The sequence below is a fragment of the Robbsia andropogonis genome, assembly GCF_034047095.1.
Classification (GTDB): domain Bacteria; phylum Pseudomonadota; class Gammaproteobacteria; order Burkholderiales; family Burkholderiaceae; genus Robbsia; species Robbsia andropogonis.
This window is the reverse complement of the sequence record NZ_CP139166.1, coordinates 990,922-1,008,141: the sequence shown is the minus strand read 5'-3', so window position 1 is coordinate 1,008,141 and position 17,220 is coordinate 990,922. Positions and strand designations below refer to the sequence as shown.

Annotated in this window: 15 protein-coding genes; 13 read left to right on the top strand and 2 right to left on the bottom strand. The window is 58.3% G+C overall.

Going from position 1 to position 17,220, the window contains the following annotated elements:
* Window positions 1-12: 12 nt before the first annotated feature.
* Genes kdpC through SJQ66_RS09235 form a run of 3 tightly spaced genes read left to right on the top strand, consistent with a single transcriptional unit; the run spans window position 13 to window position 4,194 of the window.
* Window positions 13-660: a potassium-transporting ATPase subunit KdpC gene (gene kdpC, locus SJQ66_RS09245; RefSeq protein ID WP_024903959.1), complete on the top strand. Its 648-nt coding sequence runs from the start codon at window positions 13-15 to the stop codon at window positions 658-660.
* The gene (locus tag SJQ66_RS09240; protein ID WP_024903960.1) at window positions 657-3,491 is read left to right on the top strand and encodes a DUF4118 domain-containing protein; all 2,835 of its coding nucleotides are present in this window, start codon (window positions 657-659) and stop codon (window positions 3,489-3,491) included. Before kdpC ends, SJQ66_RS09240 begins: the two co-directional genes overlap by 4 nt.
* Window positions 3,484-4,194 carry a response regulator gene (locus tag SJQ66_RS09235; RefSeq protein WP_024903961.1) on the top strand — a complete coding sequence of 237 codons (711 nt, stop codon included), beginning with the start codon at window positions 3,484-3,486 and terminating at the stop codon, window positions 4,192-4,194. The genes SJQ66_RS09240 and SJQ66_RS09235 overlap by 8 nt, the downstream gene beginning before the upstream one ends.
* A 56-nt stretch (window positions 4,195-4,250) precedes the next feature.
* Here SJQ66_RS09235 and SJQ66_RS09230 read toward each other — a convergent pair whose 3' ends face one another.
* Window positions 4,251-4,811 carry a DJ-1/PfpI/YhbO family deglycase/protease gene (locus SJQ66_RS09230; RefSeq protein WP_024903962.1) on the bottom strand — a complete coding sequence of 187 codons (561 nt, stop codon included), beginning with the start codon at window positions 4,809-4,811 and terminating at the stop codon, window positions 4,251-4,253.
* A 544-nt stretch (window positions 4,812-5,355) separates the two neighbouring features.
* On the opposite strand from SJQ66_RS09230, the gene SJQ66_RS09225 reads away from it, so the two are divergent.
* The gene (locus SJQ66_RS09225; protein WP_024903963.1) at window positions 5,356-6,765 is read left to right on the top strand and encodes an MFS transporter; all 1,410 of its coding nucleotides are present in this window, start codon (window positions 5,356-5,358) and stop codon (window positions 6,763-6,765) included.
* Window positions 6,766-7,054: 289 nt separating this feature from the next.
* A complete protein-coding gene (locus SJQ66_RS09220) occupies window positions 7,055-7,252 on the top strand; it encodes a hypothetical protein (RefSeq protein WP_024903964.1) in 198 nt (65 codons plus the stop codon).
* A gap of 135 nt (window positions 7,253-7,387) precedes the next feature.
* Here SJQ66_RS09220 and SJQ66_RS09215 read toward each other — a convergent pair whose 3' ends face one another.
* The gene (locus SJQ66_RS09215; RefSeq protein ID WP_320533971.1) at window positions 7,388-8,329 is read right to left on the bottom strand and encodes a cation diffusion facilitator family transporter; all 942 of its coding nucleotides are present in this window, start codon (window positions 8,327-8,329) and stop codon (window positions 7,388-7,390) included.
* Window positions 8,330-8,567: 238 nt separating this feature from the next.
* On the opposite strand from SJQ66_RS09215, the gene SJQ66_RS09210 reads away from it, so the two are divergent.
* The 8 genes from SJQ66_RS09210 (at window position 8,568) to SJQ66_RS09175 (ending at window position 17,159) form a co-directional block, all read left to right on the top strand.
* Entirely contained in the window at window positions 8,568-9,284 is a 717-nt protein-coding gene (locus SJQ66_RS09210) for a 4'-phosphopantetheinyl transferase family protein (RefSeq protein ID WP_024903966.1), read from the top strand.
* A gap of 328 nt (window positions 9,285-9,612) precedes the next feature.
* Window positions 9,613-9,849, top strand: coding sequence for an MbtH family protein (locus SJQ66_RS09205; RefSeq protein WP_320533970.1), 237 nt, complete (start codon window positions 9,613-9,615; stop codon window positions 9,847-9,849).
* Window positions 9,846-10,655, top strand: a complete 810-nt coding sequence (locus SJQ66_RS09200) for a thioesterase II family protein (protein WP_024903968.1) — start codon at window positions 9,846-9,848, stop codon at window positions 10,653-10,655. Before SJQ66_RS09205 ends, SJQ66_RS09200 begins: the two co-directional genes overlap by 4 nt.
* Window positions 10,656-10,776: 121 nt before the next feature.
* Window positions 10,777-11,805 (top strand): TauD/TfdA family dioxygenase, encoded by a 1,029-nt coding sequence (locus SJQ66_RS09195; RefSeq protein WP_051504497.1) that lies wholly within the window; start codon window positions 10,777-10,779, stop codon window positions 11,803-11,805.
* Between the two features lie 55 nt (window positions 11,806-11,860).
* The gene (locus SJQ66_RS09190; protein WP_046152779.1) at window positions 11,861-13,447 is read left to right on the top strand and encodes a cupin domain-containing protein; all 1,587 of its coding nucleotides are present in this window, start codon (window positions 11,861-11,863) and stop codon (window positions 13,445-13,447) included.
* A gap of 5 nt (window positions 13,448-13,452) precedes the next feature.
* Window positions 13,453-14,445: a YqcI/YcgG family protein gene (locus tag SJQ66_RS09185; RefSeq protein WP_081764978.1), complete on the top strand. Its 993-nt coding sequence runs from the start codon at window positions 13,453-13,455 to the stop codon at window positions 14,443-14,445.
* Window positions 14,446-14,496: 51 nt separating this feature from the next.
* Entirely contained in the window at window positions 14,497-16,275 is a 1,779-nt protein-coding gene (locus SJQ66_RS09180) for a cyclic peptide export ABC transporter (protein WP_320533969.1), read from the top strand.
* A 32-nt stretch (window positions 16,276-16,307) separates the two neighbouring features.
* Window positions 16,308-17,159 carry an ATP-binding cassette domain-containing protein gene (locus SJQ66_RS09175; protein WP_024903973.1) on the top strand — a complete coding sequence of 284 codons (852 nt, stop codon included), beginning with the start codon at window positions 16,308-16,310 and terminating at the stop codon, window positions 17,157-17,159.
* The last annotated feature ends 61 nt before the right edge of the window (window positions 17,160-17,220 follow it).

The following is a 17,220-nucleotide window of genomic DNA, read 5'->3' as shown; positions in this document are numbered from 1 at the left end:
ATAGCATTCCAGATGAACAACGTTCTTCGCCCATCGCTCGTTTTGCTTGTTGCTTTCACGGTTGTCACAGGGGTTGTGTATCCCGCCGTGGTGACTGGTATCGCACAAGGCGTGTTCCCGAAAGAGGCCAACGGCAGCCTTGTTTATCATGATGGCAAACCGGTGGGGTCCGCGCTGATCGGGCAGCAATTCGATGCGCCGCGATACTTTTGGGGCCGCCTTTCCGCTACGGTTCCGAATCCCTATAATGCCGCGGCATCGTCCGGATCCAATCTCGGACCGACGAATCCTGCGTTGATCGACGAGGTAAAAGGGCGGATTGCCGCCTTGCGCGATGCCGACCCGACGAACGCGGCACTGATTCCGGTCGACCTCGTCACCTCCTCGGCCAGTGGGTTGGACCCGGAAATCAGCCCTGCCGCGGCCGATTATCAGGCCGATCGCGTTGCCAGGGCACGAGGCGTTCCCGTGGATGCAATTCGTGCGAAAATCAAGCAATATACCGTCGATCGGCAGTGGGGCGTGTTCGGCGAACCCCGGGTCAATGTGCTGCTTTTGAACCTGGCCCTGGACGATGCATTGCCGGGCAGTCACGCTGATCCTAGCAATGCGGCGCCCAATCCGGCCCAGGCGCCATCCATCTCGCAATCCGCATCGTGACAGAAAGGCCTGATCCAGACGAATTGTTGAGTCGCATCCAACGCGACGAAGCCCGACAGCAGCGTGGCAAACTGAAGATTTTTTTTGGGGCTTCGGCCGGCGTTGGAAAGACCTACGCCATGCTTCAGGCGGCGCATCGTCTGGCCGATGAAGGGCTCGACGTCGTGGCCGGTGTCGTCGAGACGCACGGAAGACGCGAGACCATTGCCTTATTGTCCGGATTGGAGGTCTTGCCGGCGGCGTACTTCGAACAGCGGGGTCGGCGCCTCGCGGAATTCGACCTGGATGCTGCCCTCGCGCGACGCCCAGCCCTGATCCTGATCGATGAGTTGGCACATTCCAATGTCGCCGGCGCGCGCCATGCGAAACGTTGGCAGGACGTTCAGGAATTGCTGGATGCGGGAATTGACGTCTACACGACTGTCAATGTCCAGCACCTGGAAACATTGAACGATATCGTTGGCCAGATCACCGGGATACGTGTCTGGGAAACCGTGCCGGACAGGATCTTCGATCTGGCGGACGAAGTGACGCTGGTGGACTTGCCACCCGAGGAGTTGTTGGAGCGCTTGCGCGACGGCAAGGTCTACATGCCGGCGCAGGCCGAGCGAGCCATCGAGAACTTCTTTCGAAAAGGCAATCTCATTGCGTTGCGGGAATTGGCATTGCGCCGGACGGCTGACCGTGTGGACGCGCAAATGCGCGAGTACCGCGCCGACCAATCTATTGAACGGTTATGGCGGGCGCGAGAACGATTGATCGTGTGCGTGGGTCCTGGTCCGGACAGTGCTGCCATGGTACGAACCGCATCGAGACTGGCAAGCAGCCTCAAGGCCGATTGGCTGGCGGTGTACGTCGACACACCGCGCTTGCATCGGCTTGCCGACGTCGAGCGCAAGCCGACTTTCGAGGCGCTGAAGCTGGCAGGTGAGTTGGGTGCCGAAACGGTTGTGCTTGATGGTGCTAATGCGGCTGAATCATTGGCTGCTTACGCATTGATGCGCAATGTCTCAAAAGTGTTGGTGGGTAAATCATCTCGCGGCCGCTTGCGCGCGTTATTGCAACCGCCTTTCGCCGCCTGCCTCGCGCAGGCCGCCCCACAGGTCGAGCTGACGTTGATCGCACCCTCATCCGACGTTCGGCATGCGGATAAGCGCGCGAGGCGACCATTGCTGCGACGTGGCGAGTCGTCAGGAGACCCCCGCTCGCCATTGTCGGCCTACGTGATTGCGACGATCATCGCGGCAGCGATCACGGCCGTCGTGACTTTGTCGCTATCGCAGGCAAACTTGTCCAATCTGGTGATGCTGTATTTGCTCGGCGTTGTCTTTGCGGCAGTAAAGCTAGGTCGGGGGCCGGGCGCCTATTTGTCCTTCCTCAGCGTCTTCCTGTTTGATTTCTTTTGTGTCGATCCGCGCTTTTCTTTTGCAATCGCCGATACACAGTATTTACTGACCTTTGTCGTGATGCTGACGACTTCTTTGACGATCAGTCATTTGACGTCGAGTCTGCGCCGACAGGCGCGTGCCGCGTCCGCGCGAGAGCGCCGCACGGCGGCGATGTATGCGATGGTCAAGGAACTGGGGGCGGCGCTGACGGAAGGCCAGATTATCGAGATTGCGACGCGTCATACCCACGAGGTATTCGGCGCGCGTGTGGCGGTCCTCCTTCCTGATAGTGAAGACCAGGTCCGGCAAAAAATCGATCATCCGGACCCGATGACGGCATTACCGGAGGAATCGCTTGCGATCGATGTCGCGCAATGGGTATACGATCGGCAGCAGCCTGCCGGCGCCGGCACGAATACACTGCCCGCCAGCACGGCCTACTATTTGCCGCTAAAGGCGCCGATGCGCACGCGCGGTGTAATGGCGTTGGTCAGTAACCGGAACACGCAATGGGCTTCTCCCGAACAGAACCGGTTGCTGGAAACGTTTGCCTCTCAGATAGCGCTGGCATTGGAGCGCGTGCACTACGTGGAGATCGCGCAGGACGCCCTGGTATCCATGGAATCGGAGCGACTGCGGAATTCCTTGTTGGCGACCATTTCTCATGATCTTCGCACACCGTTGACGGCGATCCTTGGTTTGGCCGCCACGTTGGCGGCACAGCTTCGCGAATCGACGTCATCCCGCAATGACCAGGGGATCGATCTGGCGAATACGATTCACGGCGAAGCGCAGCACATGGTCAGCCTGGTCAGTAATCTTTTGGATATGGCCAGGTTGCAAGGGGGCGTAAAGCTGGATTTGCAATGGCTGATGTTGGAGGAAGCGGTGGGCGCGGCGCTTGCGTTGTGCCGCAGAATATTGGATGGTCGTCCCGTGACGGTGACCATCGCGCCCGATGTGCCGATGATTCGACTCGATGCGGTGCTGATGGAGCGTGTGTTCGTCAACCTTTTTGAGAATGTCTGCAAGTACGCAACGCCGGGTACGACGATTGGTATCGTCGGGACGGTGGTGCATGATGGTGCGCGCCGCTTCGTCAAGGTGGCGGTGAACGATATCGGTCCGGGTCTCGTGCCTGGCACCGAGGGCAAGATATTTGATAAATTCACGCGAGGCGTCAAGGAGTCGGCAACGCGCGGGGTCGGATTAGGACTGGCAATCTGCCGCGCGATCGTCGAAGCACACGGAGGCCAGATGCAGGCACGCAACCGGATAAGTGCTACGGGCGAACGCATCGGCGCAAGCTTCTCGCTGACATTGCCGGCGGACGTGCAGCCGCCGGCTATCGAGGAAATGGGGGAGGACGACATGCGTGATGAGGAATGCTCCGGACGTTTGATCGCCGCAGATGCGAAACGAGGGGATGGAGAGCATGAGTAAGCTGGCCGTGTCGGTAGTACTGATAGAGGATGAAAAGCAGATTCGGCGTTTCGTTCGGACCGAGTTGGAAAATCGGGGTATCACCGTGTACGAAGCAGTCACCGGCAAGGAAGGGATTGTCGCGGCCCAGACACGCAAGCCGGATCTTTTGATCATCGACCTTGGCTTGCCGGATATGGATGGCCTGGAGGTTATCCGCAAGGTGCGTGCATGGAGCGATATGCCGCTGATCATCTTGTCCGCGCGCAGTCATGAAGCGGAAAAAGTCGCGGGTTTCGAAGCAGGGGCCGATGATTACCTTACAAAGCCTTTTGGGACAGGCGAGCTGATTGCGCGCATTCATGCGTTGTTGTGGCGAACCAATCGCGGCCACGTTATTGGCGAGGGAAGTTCATCGGAGATTCGGTTTGGTGATGTCAAAGTCGATCTGGACGCGCGCACCGTCATGCTTGGCGATGAGCATGTACGTCTTACGCCGGTCGAATTCCGGCTCCTGTCTTGTCTGATCCGCAATGCCGGTCGCGTCATGACACACCGTCAGTTATTGACGGATGTGTGGGGGCCCGCACACCAGCAGGACACGCAGTACCTGCGAGTGTATATGGGCAACCTCCGGCAAAAGCTCGAGCGTGAACCAGCGCAGCCCGCGCACCTGGTCACGGAAACCGGTGTGGGATATCGGCTGATGGGCGTGCAACGATAGTCATGCAGGCATGTCCGGCGATGTGAACTCGCGGGACATGCCATCTCGTTTTTCCATTAGGCGGCGAGTTCCTCAGCAATCGCGCCAGAGAATGCATCCAGGTCATGGGGATTCCGTGACGTAATCAATGTCCAGCCGTTTGCAGGACACCGCATGACGTTTTTATCCACCCAGTCTAGCGCACCCGCATTCAACAGATCGGTCTTGACGCTCTGATAGGACGTCAGTGTCTTCCCCTTCACGACGCCTGCATCGACGAGCACCCATGGGCCATGGCATATCGCGGCAATGGGTTTCGATGCCTTGACGAAGGCCTGTACCAAATGTTGCGCGGCTTCGTTCACGCGAAGCTGGTCCGCATTGACTGTACCGCCTGGCACGACCAGTACGTCGAAATCTTTTGCGGAAACGTTGGCGAGTTTGACGGTGGACTGGACGACGGCGTCCTTTTCCGTATCATGCAGGACCGTCTGCACTGCTCCGCCATCGATCGATGCGTGGATGATCGTGCCGCCGTCCGCGGCCAGCGCTTTCAACGGCTCCAGTAGTTCATCGCGTTCGACGCCAGCGTTTGAGGTGATCAACAGCACTTTTTTACCAGTCAAACGGGTATTCATATGTTTTCTCCAGTCTTGCTTCACGACGAAGGTCGTAACAGGTGCAGCAAGAAGCGGTCCTCGCCAGCAGGAAGGCGATCCCGGTCATGATTCATCTCATGGGGACAGAGGCAAGGGCATGACCGGGAGGCGGCGCTACACGAATGTGCCTGATCCGATCCTGGAAAATACCCTTGAACATCATGGCGGTTATTGCTAAGTCACTGAAAAAAATGATTTTATGGCGTACGACAGGTGTGCGCGGCGTTCGCAGGCTTGCGATACGCTCGTTCTCGTTAAAGAAGAACCAGGGCGAGGAAATGCTGGACGAACTCAGGCCACTCAGTATGACCAGCGATACTGGGGCATGGTTTTGCGCAAAGCCCGTTCAATATCGGCGTGGCGTGCCACCCGCAATTCTCGAAGCATGGCTACGACGCTCTTTTGAGCGATGCCGAGAACCGGGGTTTGACTGTCCCGAAATACGGTGACTGACGTGCAGGATTTGCAAGAGAAACAATTTAAAATAGCCTTGAATCGCCAAAGCGCGGCAGGGAGAGGACGGATGATAAGCAATGAACCGGGTGGTGATGAACGTCCGCCCGTCGATGCCGATGTGGACGACAAGCTATATAGGAAGGTGCTCTGGCGGATTGCACCGATTCTCTTCCTATGCCACGCGATTTCGTTTTTGGATCGGGTGAACATCGGTTTTGCCAAATTGCAGATGCTCGGCGGCCTTCAAATAAGCGATGCCGCGTTCGCATTGGGTGCAAGCGTGTTTTTCGTTGGCTACATCGCACTCGAGATTCCCAGCAATATCGTCATGCATCGCGTGGGGGCAAGGTTATGGATCGCCCGGATCATGTTCAGTTGGGGTGTTGTTTCCGTTGGTACGCTGTTTACCGCCGAGCTCGCGCACGTTTTTGGCATCGGCAACGCGACGATGTTCTATGTCATGCGATTCCTGCTAGGGTGCTGTGAGGCAGGCTTCTATCCCGGAATGTTGCTGTATATCAACTACTGGTTTCCTTCAAATCGACAAACCAAGGTCACCTCCGGTCTGTTGCTTGCCTTGCCCTTGAGCCTTGTGTTTGGCGGTCCACTGTCAGGGTGGCTGATGTATCAAACGCAAGGATGGTTTGGTTACAACGGGTGGCAGTGGATGCTGGCGATCGAGGGAACGCCGCCGATCGTGCTGGCTTTTGTGGTGTATTTCGGACTTTCGGATCATATCTCGAAAGCCAGGTGGCTGACGCCGGAGGAGAAGTCGCGCCTGGAGGCAAATTTGGTCGCCGAGCGCGTGACGAAGATTGTGCACTTTGGTGCCGCGGTGCGTGACTATCGCGTCTGGATGGTTGCCGGCATTGTTTTCAGTTACGCAACCGGCTTCTACGGTCTGTCGTTCTGGTTGCCGTCCATCATTCATGTGGGTGGTGTAACGGATACACGGTCGATCGGCTTGCTGACGGCGATCCCGTTCGTGGCCGCGGCGGCGTCCATGTTGTTCAATACCTGGCATTCGAGCAAGACGGGGGAGCGCCGATGGCATGCCGCCATCCCCGCCTTCACGGGTGCGGCCGGTCTGATGCTCAGCGCGGCGTTCCAGGACAATTTACCGCTGGCGATCTTTTTTCTCAGTGTGGCCGCGGCAGGTATTCTTGGTTTGACGCCGGTGGTGTGGACCTATCCCGGCAGTTTGCTCACCGGTACCGCCGCCGCCGCAGGGATCGCGATGATCAATTCCTTCGGCAGTCTTTCTGGCATTGCCGGTTCGATGATCGTGAACGTCATGCGCGAACTGACCGGCAATCTCAATAACGGCACCTATGCGTTAGGCGCGGTCTTGTGCTGTACCGGTATTCTCGTACTCGCCCTTCCGGCGAGCACGTTCGCCGCCGGGAACCGGGGCGTCACGCGTAACACGCTACTCCGCCGGGTGTATTCAAGTCGATTGTCTCGAAAGGTCCCATGAAAGACCACCGCCAGCCCAGACCGTCACGAACGGTCTTGTCGAATAGCCCAACCGGCGCCGACCAGTCTGGCTCCTACAATGGCAACGGGCTTGCGCAGTCTCAGACTTGATGCATCAACAGTGCTGTCTCCTTTCTATTTGGCACGATGCCAGCCGTCTTTTCAGACGCCATTCAGGCTGCTATTCAAAACGGGCAGAGGGCCCGGCGCATTGTGTTGGACACGTTTTAAGAAAACCTTGCGATCGATTACTATATGATGCAGTCTTCTGACTGCTTATCATATCGATCATGTTTACTTGTATTAATCAATCCTGCGGCGCGGACTGGCGGCTGTCCGATGTCGATATTCATAACGAGGGCCAAGGGCTGCTCTTCCGCTGCCCGATGTGTGGCGCGCGCAATCATGTGAAGCAAGGCCCCGATTCGCCGGATGGCACGCCAAACTATAAACAGATCTCAAAGACGGAGGCGACCAATGGCGTCTAAGTGGTTGCTTGGTGCATGAACTCCCGGCGATTGGCGCAGGTTTGCTCGGGTGTTTGCTTCTTTGACACGCGTCGCGGGATTGAAAGGTCGCGTATGCCGCACTGTTATTTCGATATGGCCATCCGCTGAACCGTGCTATGGCGATCGTGTGGGCATGGCAGCATGCTGATCTGCCGCCGATGCCACGTCAGGTTCGAAGAACACCCAGCGCGCAGCCGGAAAACGCTGTTGTAGTGCTGTTTCAATCAGGTTGATCGCGTCGACCTGCGCACGACCGCTTGGATAATCAATCATCTCGGCTTGCACCGCAACGATGATGTGTTGGCCCCATTGCAATGTAATAAGACTGATGAGGTTGCGGATCTCCGGTCGTGCTGTCAAGAACGCCTGTATTTCACGCCGCGTCTCCGGTGCCGCGGACTCGCCGATGATCATCGACTGCACTTCACGCAGCACGAGTCCGGCAACCAGCATCAATACCAGGCCGACGCCGATGGAAGCCCATGCGTCGTAGACCGGGTTTCCCGTGAGCGTGGACGCGACAATGGCGATAAACGCGATAGCAAGACCTAGCAAGGCTGCGGTGTCCTCCCCCGTCACCACCAGTAATTCCGACTGCCGCGTCTCACGAAACCAGCGCCATATCGATTTCGTCGGATTTCGCCTGCGGATCTGCTTTAACGCCCCGCTTAGCGATATCCCTTCGAGGACTAGGGACACCAGCAACACGGCGATTGCGACATAGGGGTAGGAGAGGGGCTCGTGATGCGCGAGCCGATGTACCCCTTCATAGGCGGAGAATACCCCGCCGATGAAAAACAGCATCAGCGCCACGATCATCGAATAGAAGTAGCTGACTCGGCCGTTGCCAAGCGGGTGAAGCTCGGACGATGGTTCCTTCGCATGGCGCATCCCGACCAACAGCAGTAACTGATTGGCACAGTCCGCCAAGGAATGGATCGCTTCCGCTAGCATTGCACCAGACCCGGTGAACGCGGCTGCCGCGAACTTGCTGAGGGCGATCAGCGCATTCGCGCCAAGCGCCAGGAAGATAGCGGTGGGAGATTCAGTGGCCATGCGTTTCCTGTACAAAAAAAATGCCGCCATCGAGGGGCGGAACCGATGTTGCGACCAGCTACCCAGGTTATCTCAAATACCGGGAATGACGCTTGGTTCTGAGCACAGCGCTTATACGCGAGGTAAAATCGACTTATGCAAATGATTCTCATTTATTTGCGTTACGCCACTCGATGTTTTATCCTTCGTTCATGCCTTCTTTGGGCCGCAACAATGAGGGTAGGTGAAGGAATGCAGGATGATTGAGCATGCCATGCAATTGGATGCCGCCGGGCGGTGGCCAGCGGATGTGACGATATGGTGCGTCGCAATGCCGCCGCCGGACGCCGCATTAGACGACGGCATGCTTACCGCGTCTGAACGCGCGCGGGCGGCGGCCTATCATCAGGCCGTGGATCGTACACGCTTCGTCGTTGCACGGGGCACGTTGCGCGCCTTGCTTGGCAGTCGCCTCGGGATCAAGGCGGGTGACGTCCGACTGCACGTTGGCATGCATGGTCGACTTGCACTATGTGATAGTGAGAACAGGCTCTCTTTCAACGTGTCGCATTCGGGGGGATATGCCCTGATTGCGATGTCGGACGCACGGCAGGTTGGTATTGATGTCGAATGGTGTGATCCGGCGTTGGACTGGCGATCATTGGTCGACCTCGTGTGCACGCAGCAAGAGCGTTCCGTGCTGTGCTCGCCGGCGAAGTCTGCCGCGTGGCAACGCGAGCGCTTCTTTCAATGTTGGACAGCAAAGGAAGCGCTGCTGAAAACCCTTGGCGTAGGTATTACGGGAGGACTGCAAGGATTGACGCTCGATCTTGCCGACGGGCGAGCGTCGCGTCGCGTTGTGCAAGCGACGCATCAACTGGCTGGCGCATGCGATCTGCGCTATTGCTGGTTCTCCGATATCCCGACGTATATGGGCTGCATCGCGTTTACCTCTGAAGCGGACGTATCGGTATAGGACTATTTAAAGTTACACATTCGCCATCGTATGGCGCGACTGATGTGCAAGGTGAAATATCTTTGTCAGATAGATGTGTTTCTGCATTCCGCACCTGCGAGATCGCGTGGCCCGAGGCGACGTTGATGTGTGCAACTTCACTTGACAGCAAAGTTGACCTACCGGTATTGTGCGTTGGTAACGAAAATGATTCTCATTATGCGTCACAGCGATACGGCGCTGCTTGCGCGGCTATGTCGGGTGGAATAAACGTGTCGGCGGTGAACAAAAAGCGTACTTATCTCATAAAGGTGCAGGCAATGGCTCATCGTGTTCAAGGGGGTGTGCAATGAGTTGGGGTGATGACAATACGCGGTTCCAGGTCGTAATAAACGATGAAGAGCAGTACTCCATCTGGCCGGATTACAAGGCGATGCCGGCAGGTTGGCGTGCGGCTGGAAAGGCTGGCGACAAGGCTGAATGTCTCCAGTGGATCGATGAGGTGTGGACTGATATGCGGCCGCTGAGCTTGCGGAAGGCTATGGCCGAGCAAGCGGCGCCTGACTCGACCGTGTCGCGACAATGACGTTGACGTTGGTCTGCTTTGCGCATGCCGGCGGAAACGGTGCACTGTTCCGAAGCTGGGCGGCACGGCTGCCTTCGTGGGTAACGGTTCGAGCGGTAACGCTGCCGGGGCGCGGTGCGATGCGGGCATTCACGCCACTCGAGACGTGGCCGGCGGTGCTCGATCATCTCGATCACACGTTGGCGGACGTTGCTGAATCGGACGCTCCCGTTGCCGTATTTGGTCACAGCATGGGTGCGTTGATCGGCTTCGAGTGGTTACAGCGACTGCGGCAGAGACGTGGGCGTCAGGCAGTCTGGTTTGGTGCATCGGGAACCGTCTGGCCGGCGTTACGGGAGGAAGAGGATGGCTGGCTGGTGGCGTCGGCGTCCGAGATGGTGAGTCGTCTGCGCACGCGCGGCGGAACGCCGCCAGCATTGCTCGATGATCCCGCATTTATCGATATGCTGATGCCTGTGCTGCGTGCGGACTTTCATCTCTGTGGCGTTCATCCCGCCTGGTTTCGGGCACGGTGGCGTGCATCATGCGGCATGCATGAAAGCAGCACGACGGATGGTGAGTATGACGCGACACCTCACGACGCCGCCCGGCTGGCGCCACTCGATTGTCCTTTGACGGTGTTTGTTGGACGTGATGATCCTGCCACCGGCAATGATGAAGCAGTGCGATCCTGGTCGTGCGGCACAACCGGACGATTTGGCATACGGCGTTTTGACGGCGGTCATTTTTTTGTCGAATCCGCGGCGGAAGATGTCATGGTCGCCATCGCGCTGGAGCTGGAAGGATGCGCGGCGCATCCATGCTGATGATTGCGCGGACGCAGCAATGGATAGTGCACGCGTGGAGAACCGCCGCGGTGCGCATGGGAATTTTCATGATCGATGCATGGTGCACCGGACAATCGTGAGGCGTGACAGGGAGAGTGGCATGGACAGGCTGACCGATGATGTGATCCGTGACGTGTTTCACACGGACGGTGTGCGAGTCGTCGAAACCCGGATGCAGGCAAACGGCACGACTATGGCGATCTGGTCACCGGACGTATCGGAACAGGTGCCTCTGGCATGCTGCCTCGACGCGTTGCGTACGCATCTCCCACAGGCACTGCTGCGTGATGGCGCGGTTTTGCTGCGAGGATTTGCACCGTTACAGGTCAGCGGGCTCGATGCATTCGCCAGCGCGTTTGGCGATGCCCTGCAAGACTACACGTTTGGTTCAACGCCTCGCAGCCAGGTTGAGGGGCGGGTTTATTCATCGACCGAATATCCGGCGACGCAATGGATCGACCAGCACAATGAGCAGTCGTACACATTGCAATGGCCGAAGCGCATCTGGTTCTATTGCGATATCCCGGCAACGGAAGGCGGCGCGACCCCAATCGCAGACAGCAGGACTGTTTACACCCGACTGCGTGCGCGTCTGCCGCAGACTGTGCTTGACCGTTTCGAACGAGAAGGCGTGATGTATCTGCGTAATTATGGTAACGGGCTCGACGTGCCGTGGGAGCAGGTATTCGGGACATCCGATCGTGACGTGGTGGCAGCCTACTGCACCGCGAATCGTATCGATTACGAATGGCTTGACGACGGTGAAGCACTACGTACCCGCCAAATCTGCCAGGCGGTCTGGCGGCATCCGGTAACGCACGCGCCCGTCTGGTTCAATCAAGCACATTTGTTTCATTTGACAAACCTGCCTGTGCCGCTCCGGGAAGCGCTGTTGGAGGCGGTCGAGCCGGACAGGTTGCCGCGAAACACCTGCTTTGGCGACGGCACCCCGATCGACGACGCCATTCTTGACGAGATCCGAGCGGTATATCAGGAAACAATGTTGTCGTTTACGTGGCGTGAAGGCGATTTGCTGGTGCTGGACAATCTTCTCGCCTCGCATGGGCGGGCGCCGTTTAGTGGCAAACGCCGTGTCGTAGTCGCTATGAGCGGGGCGTCTGGCGCGTAAAGATTGATCAGTCATTTATTTAGGCGGTAACAATGAATAAATATAGGACAACGAAATGGAAGAGATAGGTAATCTTTCTTCGCACGATAAAGTCAATGTCGATGTGGGCGGTGCCTCCTCGTCTTTGTTTAACTTTGCAACGTACGAGGGGAGCAGCGATGACTATCTTGAATTGATTCGGACGTTTGCCGCCGCACCACCTTTCCGCAGCGCGACGGTGGACGAACTGGTGTTGGCGGACGATTTTCACCGTCGGGCCTTGCGACCCGAGGATTTCGAATTTCTGAAATTCCGCAAGCCGGTAAGGCACGACAATGTCAGTCGCCTGCCTTCGCTTGCTTCCCATCGCACGCTGCTGTCGATCTACGAGTTGGATGTAATGCGCCCACCCCGCGCGGCCGACGCTGCCGCGTGGGAGACCTTTACGGCTTTTTACGACGAACGCAATCGTAGCTTGGGTGCGCGCATCGCACCGTTCCTCGAGTCTTACGCATTCTCTTATCTGCGCTCAGGGCCCGTGAATGGCGCACAGAACAGATCAACCGATTCCGTGTTGCTGGCCACGGAGGCATTGTCGCGGATCGTCGACGAAGAACGTGATTTTTGGGATAAGACCTTCGCTCGCCTGCTTCGGCATGACTACTTGCAGGAGGGATTACGCTTCATCATGATTCAGCGCTGGGCGCTGGCGCAGTCACAGCGTCGGGCATTGTCCCGGGCAGCGGGAAGCGGTTTTTTCGATATGCTTTTGGCAAGCGAGTGGCCCAGGCTGCACGGCTTGACGGCGGATGCCGATCCGTTGTCGATCGGTGCGGTCGCGGAGCGGGTTGCGCAAGCCGTCGACGTTACTGGCAAGCCGCACGCCTACTGGCAGTTCTATCTGCCCACCAGCCTTGCAAAGACCAACCTGCTATACGCTCTTGCCCGTCGCCCGGATCGGGCCTTTGCGTTGACGGGGGCCGCCTTCGCCGCGGAGGCCGAATGGCTTGCGTTCGGTGCGGCATTGCAACGAGCCTGTCCGCATCTCGTGCCAGCGGGCCGCGCCGGGACCGTCGACCAGGCGTTCTTGCAGGCACGGTCTGATCTCGACACCCGTTTCAGCCGCACGCTGCGACGATGTGAAGATCGTTACGGCGATGCGGCCTTTGACCAGATCGTATCGGGCTTTCACGCTCGTGAACATCTGTCCGAGCGCGGTCGCTGGGACCTTGGTGAGCAACTTCGCTGGCTGTCGGCGATCCCGCGTTATGTTGCATTCGCGCACCGCATCAGTGAGCGTATCGAGGTCGAATGTCCTGGGATCGATCGTGAAACGTTCGTCGAGCCGCTGGAGATGTGTTCGACGACGCATGTCCACAATGACCATCGGCTGGTGACGATCGAATCGGGAGATATGCTGTTTTGGGGCAATCTGGGCATGCAGTTGGCAATGCATCCTGGTGACAAGGTGTTGATCCCGGACGGCCGACTGCATGGTTCCACCGTCACGTCCGCGGAATGCACGTATCACCAACCGATCATTCCCGACGATTGGGTGGCGGCACTGGTCGCGGAGCTCGACGCGCCGGACGTGGTATCGCCCGGTGACGGGCGCACACAGCCGCCGGCGTCGCCGCGGTCGACGGCCCGGGCCATCGGGTGAATGGCATGGACACCAATCCGAAGCCATTTGCCAGCCTCCTCGATGATCTGGCAGGGCGCTTGCCGATTGATACGATCGACCCGCAACAATGGACTAGCCGCCTGATCGACGGCGAGCGGATGGGCACCGAGACGGATCCTCCCGCATGGCTCTCGTCGTCCTATCAGACGCTGCGCGACCAGGTGATGGACCCGGCGTATCCCTGTTTCTTCGGCACGATGGCGGAGAAACGCGGCGAGATGTTCTACGGGTTCGTTCGAGGCAAGCGTTATGAGACGATGGTGAAGACGATGCGTACGTTTGCGGCGCTATCCGCGATGCCTCGTTTTCGCAAATTCAATATCGCCATTTTCTTCGAACCCGACGCGCTGCCGTTGCCGCATGAGAGCTACCATGATCTGTTCTGGCGCACATTGCAGCATTTGCATGACGTCGACGAGGATCCGGACGCGCCGTACCAGCCGCCGCCATCCGACGAAGCATGGGAATTCGGCTATGCCGGCTTGCAGATGTTCGTTGTCTGTGCATGTCCGTCGTTCCGTCTGCGACATAGCCGGAACCTGGGACCTGGCATGGTGCTATTGTTCCAGCCACGTGCCGTTTTCGTCGATACCATCACGAACAAGGTCATCGGTCGTGAGGCAAGGCAGCAGGTCCGCAAACGTCTGGAAACATGGGACGACGTTACCGCGCATCCGGACCTGGGTTTCTATGGTGATCCCGGCAATCTCGAGTGGCGGCAGTATTTCCTGCCCGATGCCAATTCGCCGTCTGCGGACCGTTGTCCCTTCCTGTCGCGCATTGAGCAATCCAGGCGCAAAGGAGCGCGTGAGGGCGGTAAACCGAATGCACCGGCTCGCCGCGCCGGCGCTGGCGAGGCGTCGACAGCCGGGGCCGATAACGGACATGGCGCGCCTGCCGCGGTGACTGCGCACACCGCGGGTGATAAGAAAACCGTGAATCATGAAGGCTGGCATCGCAATTTGATGCAAAAATGACGGCGGGTCAAAGCGACGCTGCCGTCGCTGCCCGCCCTAGCAAGGAGCACCATGTCGATTTTGTTGCAACTGGTCCGCCAGTCCCGGGGAATGTTGTTGTTGGCGTTACTGTGTAGCCTGATTGGCGGACTCGGGAATGCTGGCTTGCTTGCGCTGATCAATCAGGCGCTGGCCGCGGACGCGTCGTCGCTCTCGCATCTTGGCATGTCGTTTCTGGTGGTCGGCCTGATCGTGCTGGTAACGCGGACCTTGGCGCAAACCTTGTTCATGCGTCTCGGGCAGCAGGTGAAGGCGTCGCTGCGGATGCGAACGATCCGCCGTATTGGCGAGGCGGCGTTTGCCTCGCTCGAACGCCAGGGCGCGGCAAAATCGCTGGCGGTACTGACGCAGGATCTGGATACGATCGTCAGCTTTTTTATTGGCATGCCCGCGCTTGCCACGCAGGGCGCATTGGTCGTCGGCTGCCTGGCGTATCTCGCCTATCTGTCGTGGGGCATCTTTGCGGTGGCGGTGGTGACGATCGTGCTTGGTACCCTGGGGTATCGGATCGCGCATACGAAAGCCTTGTTTCATCTGCGCGCCTCGCGTAAGCGGGAGGACGATCTTGTAAGGCACTTCCGGTCGTTGTTCGATGGCGCGAAGGAGTTGAAGTTGCATCGTGCACGCCGCCGTGCGTTTATCGACGATACGCTTGCGACCAATGTCGAGGCGGTTAGGGTACAACGCACCCGCGGCTATGTCCTGTATGCGGCCGCGAACAGTTGGGGCAATTGTATCTTGTTCGCGTTTATCGGTCTGACGCTCTTTGTGTTTGGTCAACATCTGGGCGCGAGTGCTCACGTGATGTCCGGTTATGCGATCGTGTTTGTCTATATGATCATGCCGATCGAGGCGGTGCTATCGGCCATGCCGATGATCAGCGCCGCTCGGGTGGCCCTCGAGCGCATCGAGCAGGTCAACGGCGAACTGCTGCCGGAACCTGGTGCAGATACGCATGCAGGCAACGATGGGGCGCCGGAAACGGACCGGACGCACATGCGTCACGTCCCTGTCGGCTCTGCGTCATCGGTCAGCCATAGCGTGTCAGGATCCTTCGGCGAAATCGTGCTGGAAGGCGTTGCGCACCGGTATTTCCGGGAGAAAGAGAACGGGACATTCTCCTTGGGGCCGATAAACGCGACGTTCAAGCCGGGCGAAATCGTGTATCTGATTGGCGGAAATGGCAGCGGCAAGACAACGCTCGCCAAGATGCTCGTTGGACTCTATGCGCCAGAGGACGGACGGATCGTCGTGGATGGGAAGGTGATCGATGAGCAGCATCGTGAAGCGTATCGTCAGTTGTTTTCCGTGGTGTTCAGCGACTTCTTCCTGTTCGACAATCTGCTGGGTCTCGATGCGACAGCGGGCAAGGTGGATGATGAGGTGAGTCGATTGCTTTCCGAACTGCAACTGGATCACAAGGTCAACGTGCGCGACGGGGTGTTTTCGACATTGAATCTTTCACAGGGTCAACGCAAACGGTTGGCGTTGCTGGTGGCGTATCTCGAAGATCGACCATTCTATGTTTTCGATGAGTGGGCGGCCGACCAGGACCCGCTGTTCAAGGACGTGTTCTATCGGCAACTGCTACCGGCGTTGCGGGCACGCGGAAAAGCAGTGTTGGTGATTACGCATGATGATCGGTACTTTCCGCTTGCAGACCGTTACCTGAAACTGGAATACGGGCAGTTGATCGAGCACGGTGACGGCGAGGCACTGGTCTCGGGCGCTGCCGCCACGAATGCGGATACCACGGGGCGCGCATCGGTCGCGGCCGTTGTTGCCGATTGAACTCCCCTCTTTTTTTGCAGGCGAATGCCGAAATGCCATTGTCACAGCATAAGATCGATATCGAGATACCCGCGGCGCAGCTGTCACGTGATGTGGCGTCGTCCGTGACGGCGCCCCTTTTCACGTTGACCGAGGCGACGTTTCGAGTGCGGGATAGGACGTTACTGCAGCCGTTGACCCTGTCCGTGCCAAAGGGGCGTGTTTGTGGATTGATCGGTCACAACGGATCGGGAAAATCGACGCTGCTGAAACTGCTGGCGCGCCAGTATGCGCCGAGTGCCGGCGAAGTATGTTTCGATGGCCGTGCTCTGTCGCAGTGGTCCAGCCGGGCACTGGCGCGTCGCCTGGCTTATCTGCCGCAGCAGCAGCCATCAGCGAACGGGATGACGGTGCGTGAACTGGTGTCGCTGGGCCGCTATCCCTGGCATGGCGCGCTGGGACGGTTTACGCAGCAGGATCGGGAGAAGGTCGACGAAGCACTGACATTGACCGATCTGCACGACTACGCCAATCGTCAGGTCGATCTGCTGTCGGGCGGCGAACGGCAACGCGCCTGGATCGCCATGCTGGTGGCGCAAGATAGCGACTGCCTGTTGCTGGACGAGCCCATCTCCGCCCTTGATATCGGGCATCAGATCGAGGTACTGGATTTGGTCCGGACGTTGAGTACACGCAATGGCCTGGGCGTAATCGTGGTTTTGCACGACATCAATATGGCGGTGCGCTTCTGTGATGATCTGATTGCCTTGAAAAGTGGTGCGTTGCTCGCGAAAGGCCCGGCCGTCGATCTGGTGGAAGCGGACATGCTGGGCACGATTTACGGCGTCAGGATGGGCACGCTGCCGCATCCGGCGGGCGGCCCACCCATCAGCTTCGCTTACTGACGCGAAATAACCATCCGGTACGCCGGATGCGCAAGAAAGTACTGTATAGGTCTACTAAGCA

Excerpts from the sequence above, each read along its gene's own strand:
- SJQ66_RS09200 (WP_024903968.1), top strand. The coding sequence starts at position 9,846 with ATGACGTTGACGTTGGTCTGCTTTGCGCATGCCGGCGGAAACGGTGCA.
- SJQ66_RS09215 (WP_320533971.1), bottom strand. The coding sequence starts at position 8,329 with ATGGCCACTGAATCTCCCACCGCTATCTTCCTGGCGCTTGGCGCGAAT.
- SJQ66_RS09180 (WP_320533969.1), top strand. The coding sequence starts at position 14,497 with ATGTCGATTTTGTTGCAACTGGTCCGCCAGTCCCGGGGAATGTTGTTG.
- SJQ66_RS09175 (WP_024903973.1), top strand. The coding sequence starts at position 16,308 with ATGCCATTGTCACAGCATAAGATCGATATCGAGATACCCGCGGCGCAG.
- SJQ66_RS09185 (WP_081764978.1), top strand. The coding sequence starts at position 13,453 with ATGGACACCAATCCGAAGCCATTTGCCAGCCTCCTCGATGATCTGGCA.
- SJQ66_RS09230 (WP_024903962.1), bottom strand. The coding sequence starts at position 4,811 with ATGAATACCCGTTTGACTGGTAAAAAAGTGCTGTTGATCACCTCAAAC.
- SJQ66_RS09195 (WP_051504497.1), top strand. The coding sequence starts at position 10,777 with ATGGACAGGCTGACCGATGATGTGATCCGTGACGTGTTTCACACGGAC.
- SJQ66_RS09225 (WP_024903963.1), top strand. The coding sequence starts at position 5,356 with ATGATAAGCAATGAACCGGGTGGTGATGAACGTCCGCCCGTCGATGCC.
- SJQ66_RS09210 (WP_024903966.1), top strand. The coding sequence starts at position 8,568 with ATGATTGAGCATGCCATGCAATTGGATGCCGCCGGGCGGTGGCCAGCG.
- SJQ66_RS09205 (WP_320533970.1), top strand. The coding sequence starts at position 9,613 with ATGAGTTGGGGTGATGACAATACGCGGTTCCAGGTCGTAATAAACGAT.
- SJQ66_RS09190 (WP_046152779.1), top strand. The coding sequence starts at position 11,861 with ATGGAAGAGATAGGTAATCTTTCTTCGCACGATAAAGTCAATGTCGAT.
- kdpC (WP_024903959.1), top strand. The coding sequence starts at position 13 with ATGAACAACGTTCTTCGCCCATCGCTCGTTTTGCTTGTTGCTTTCACG.
- SJQ66_RS09235 (WP_024903961.1), top strand. The coding sequence starts at position 3,484 with ATGAGTAAGCTGGCCGTGTCGGTAGTACTGATAGAGGATGAAAAGCAG.
- SJQ66_RS09220 (WP_024903964.1), top strand. The coding sequence starts at position 7,055 with ATGTTTACTTGTATTAATCAATCCTGCGGCGCGGACTGGCGGCTGTCC.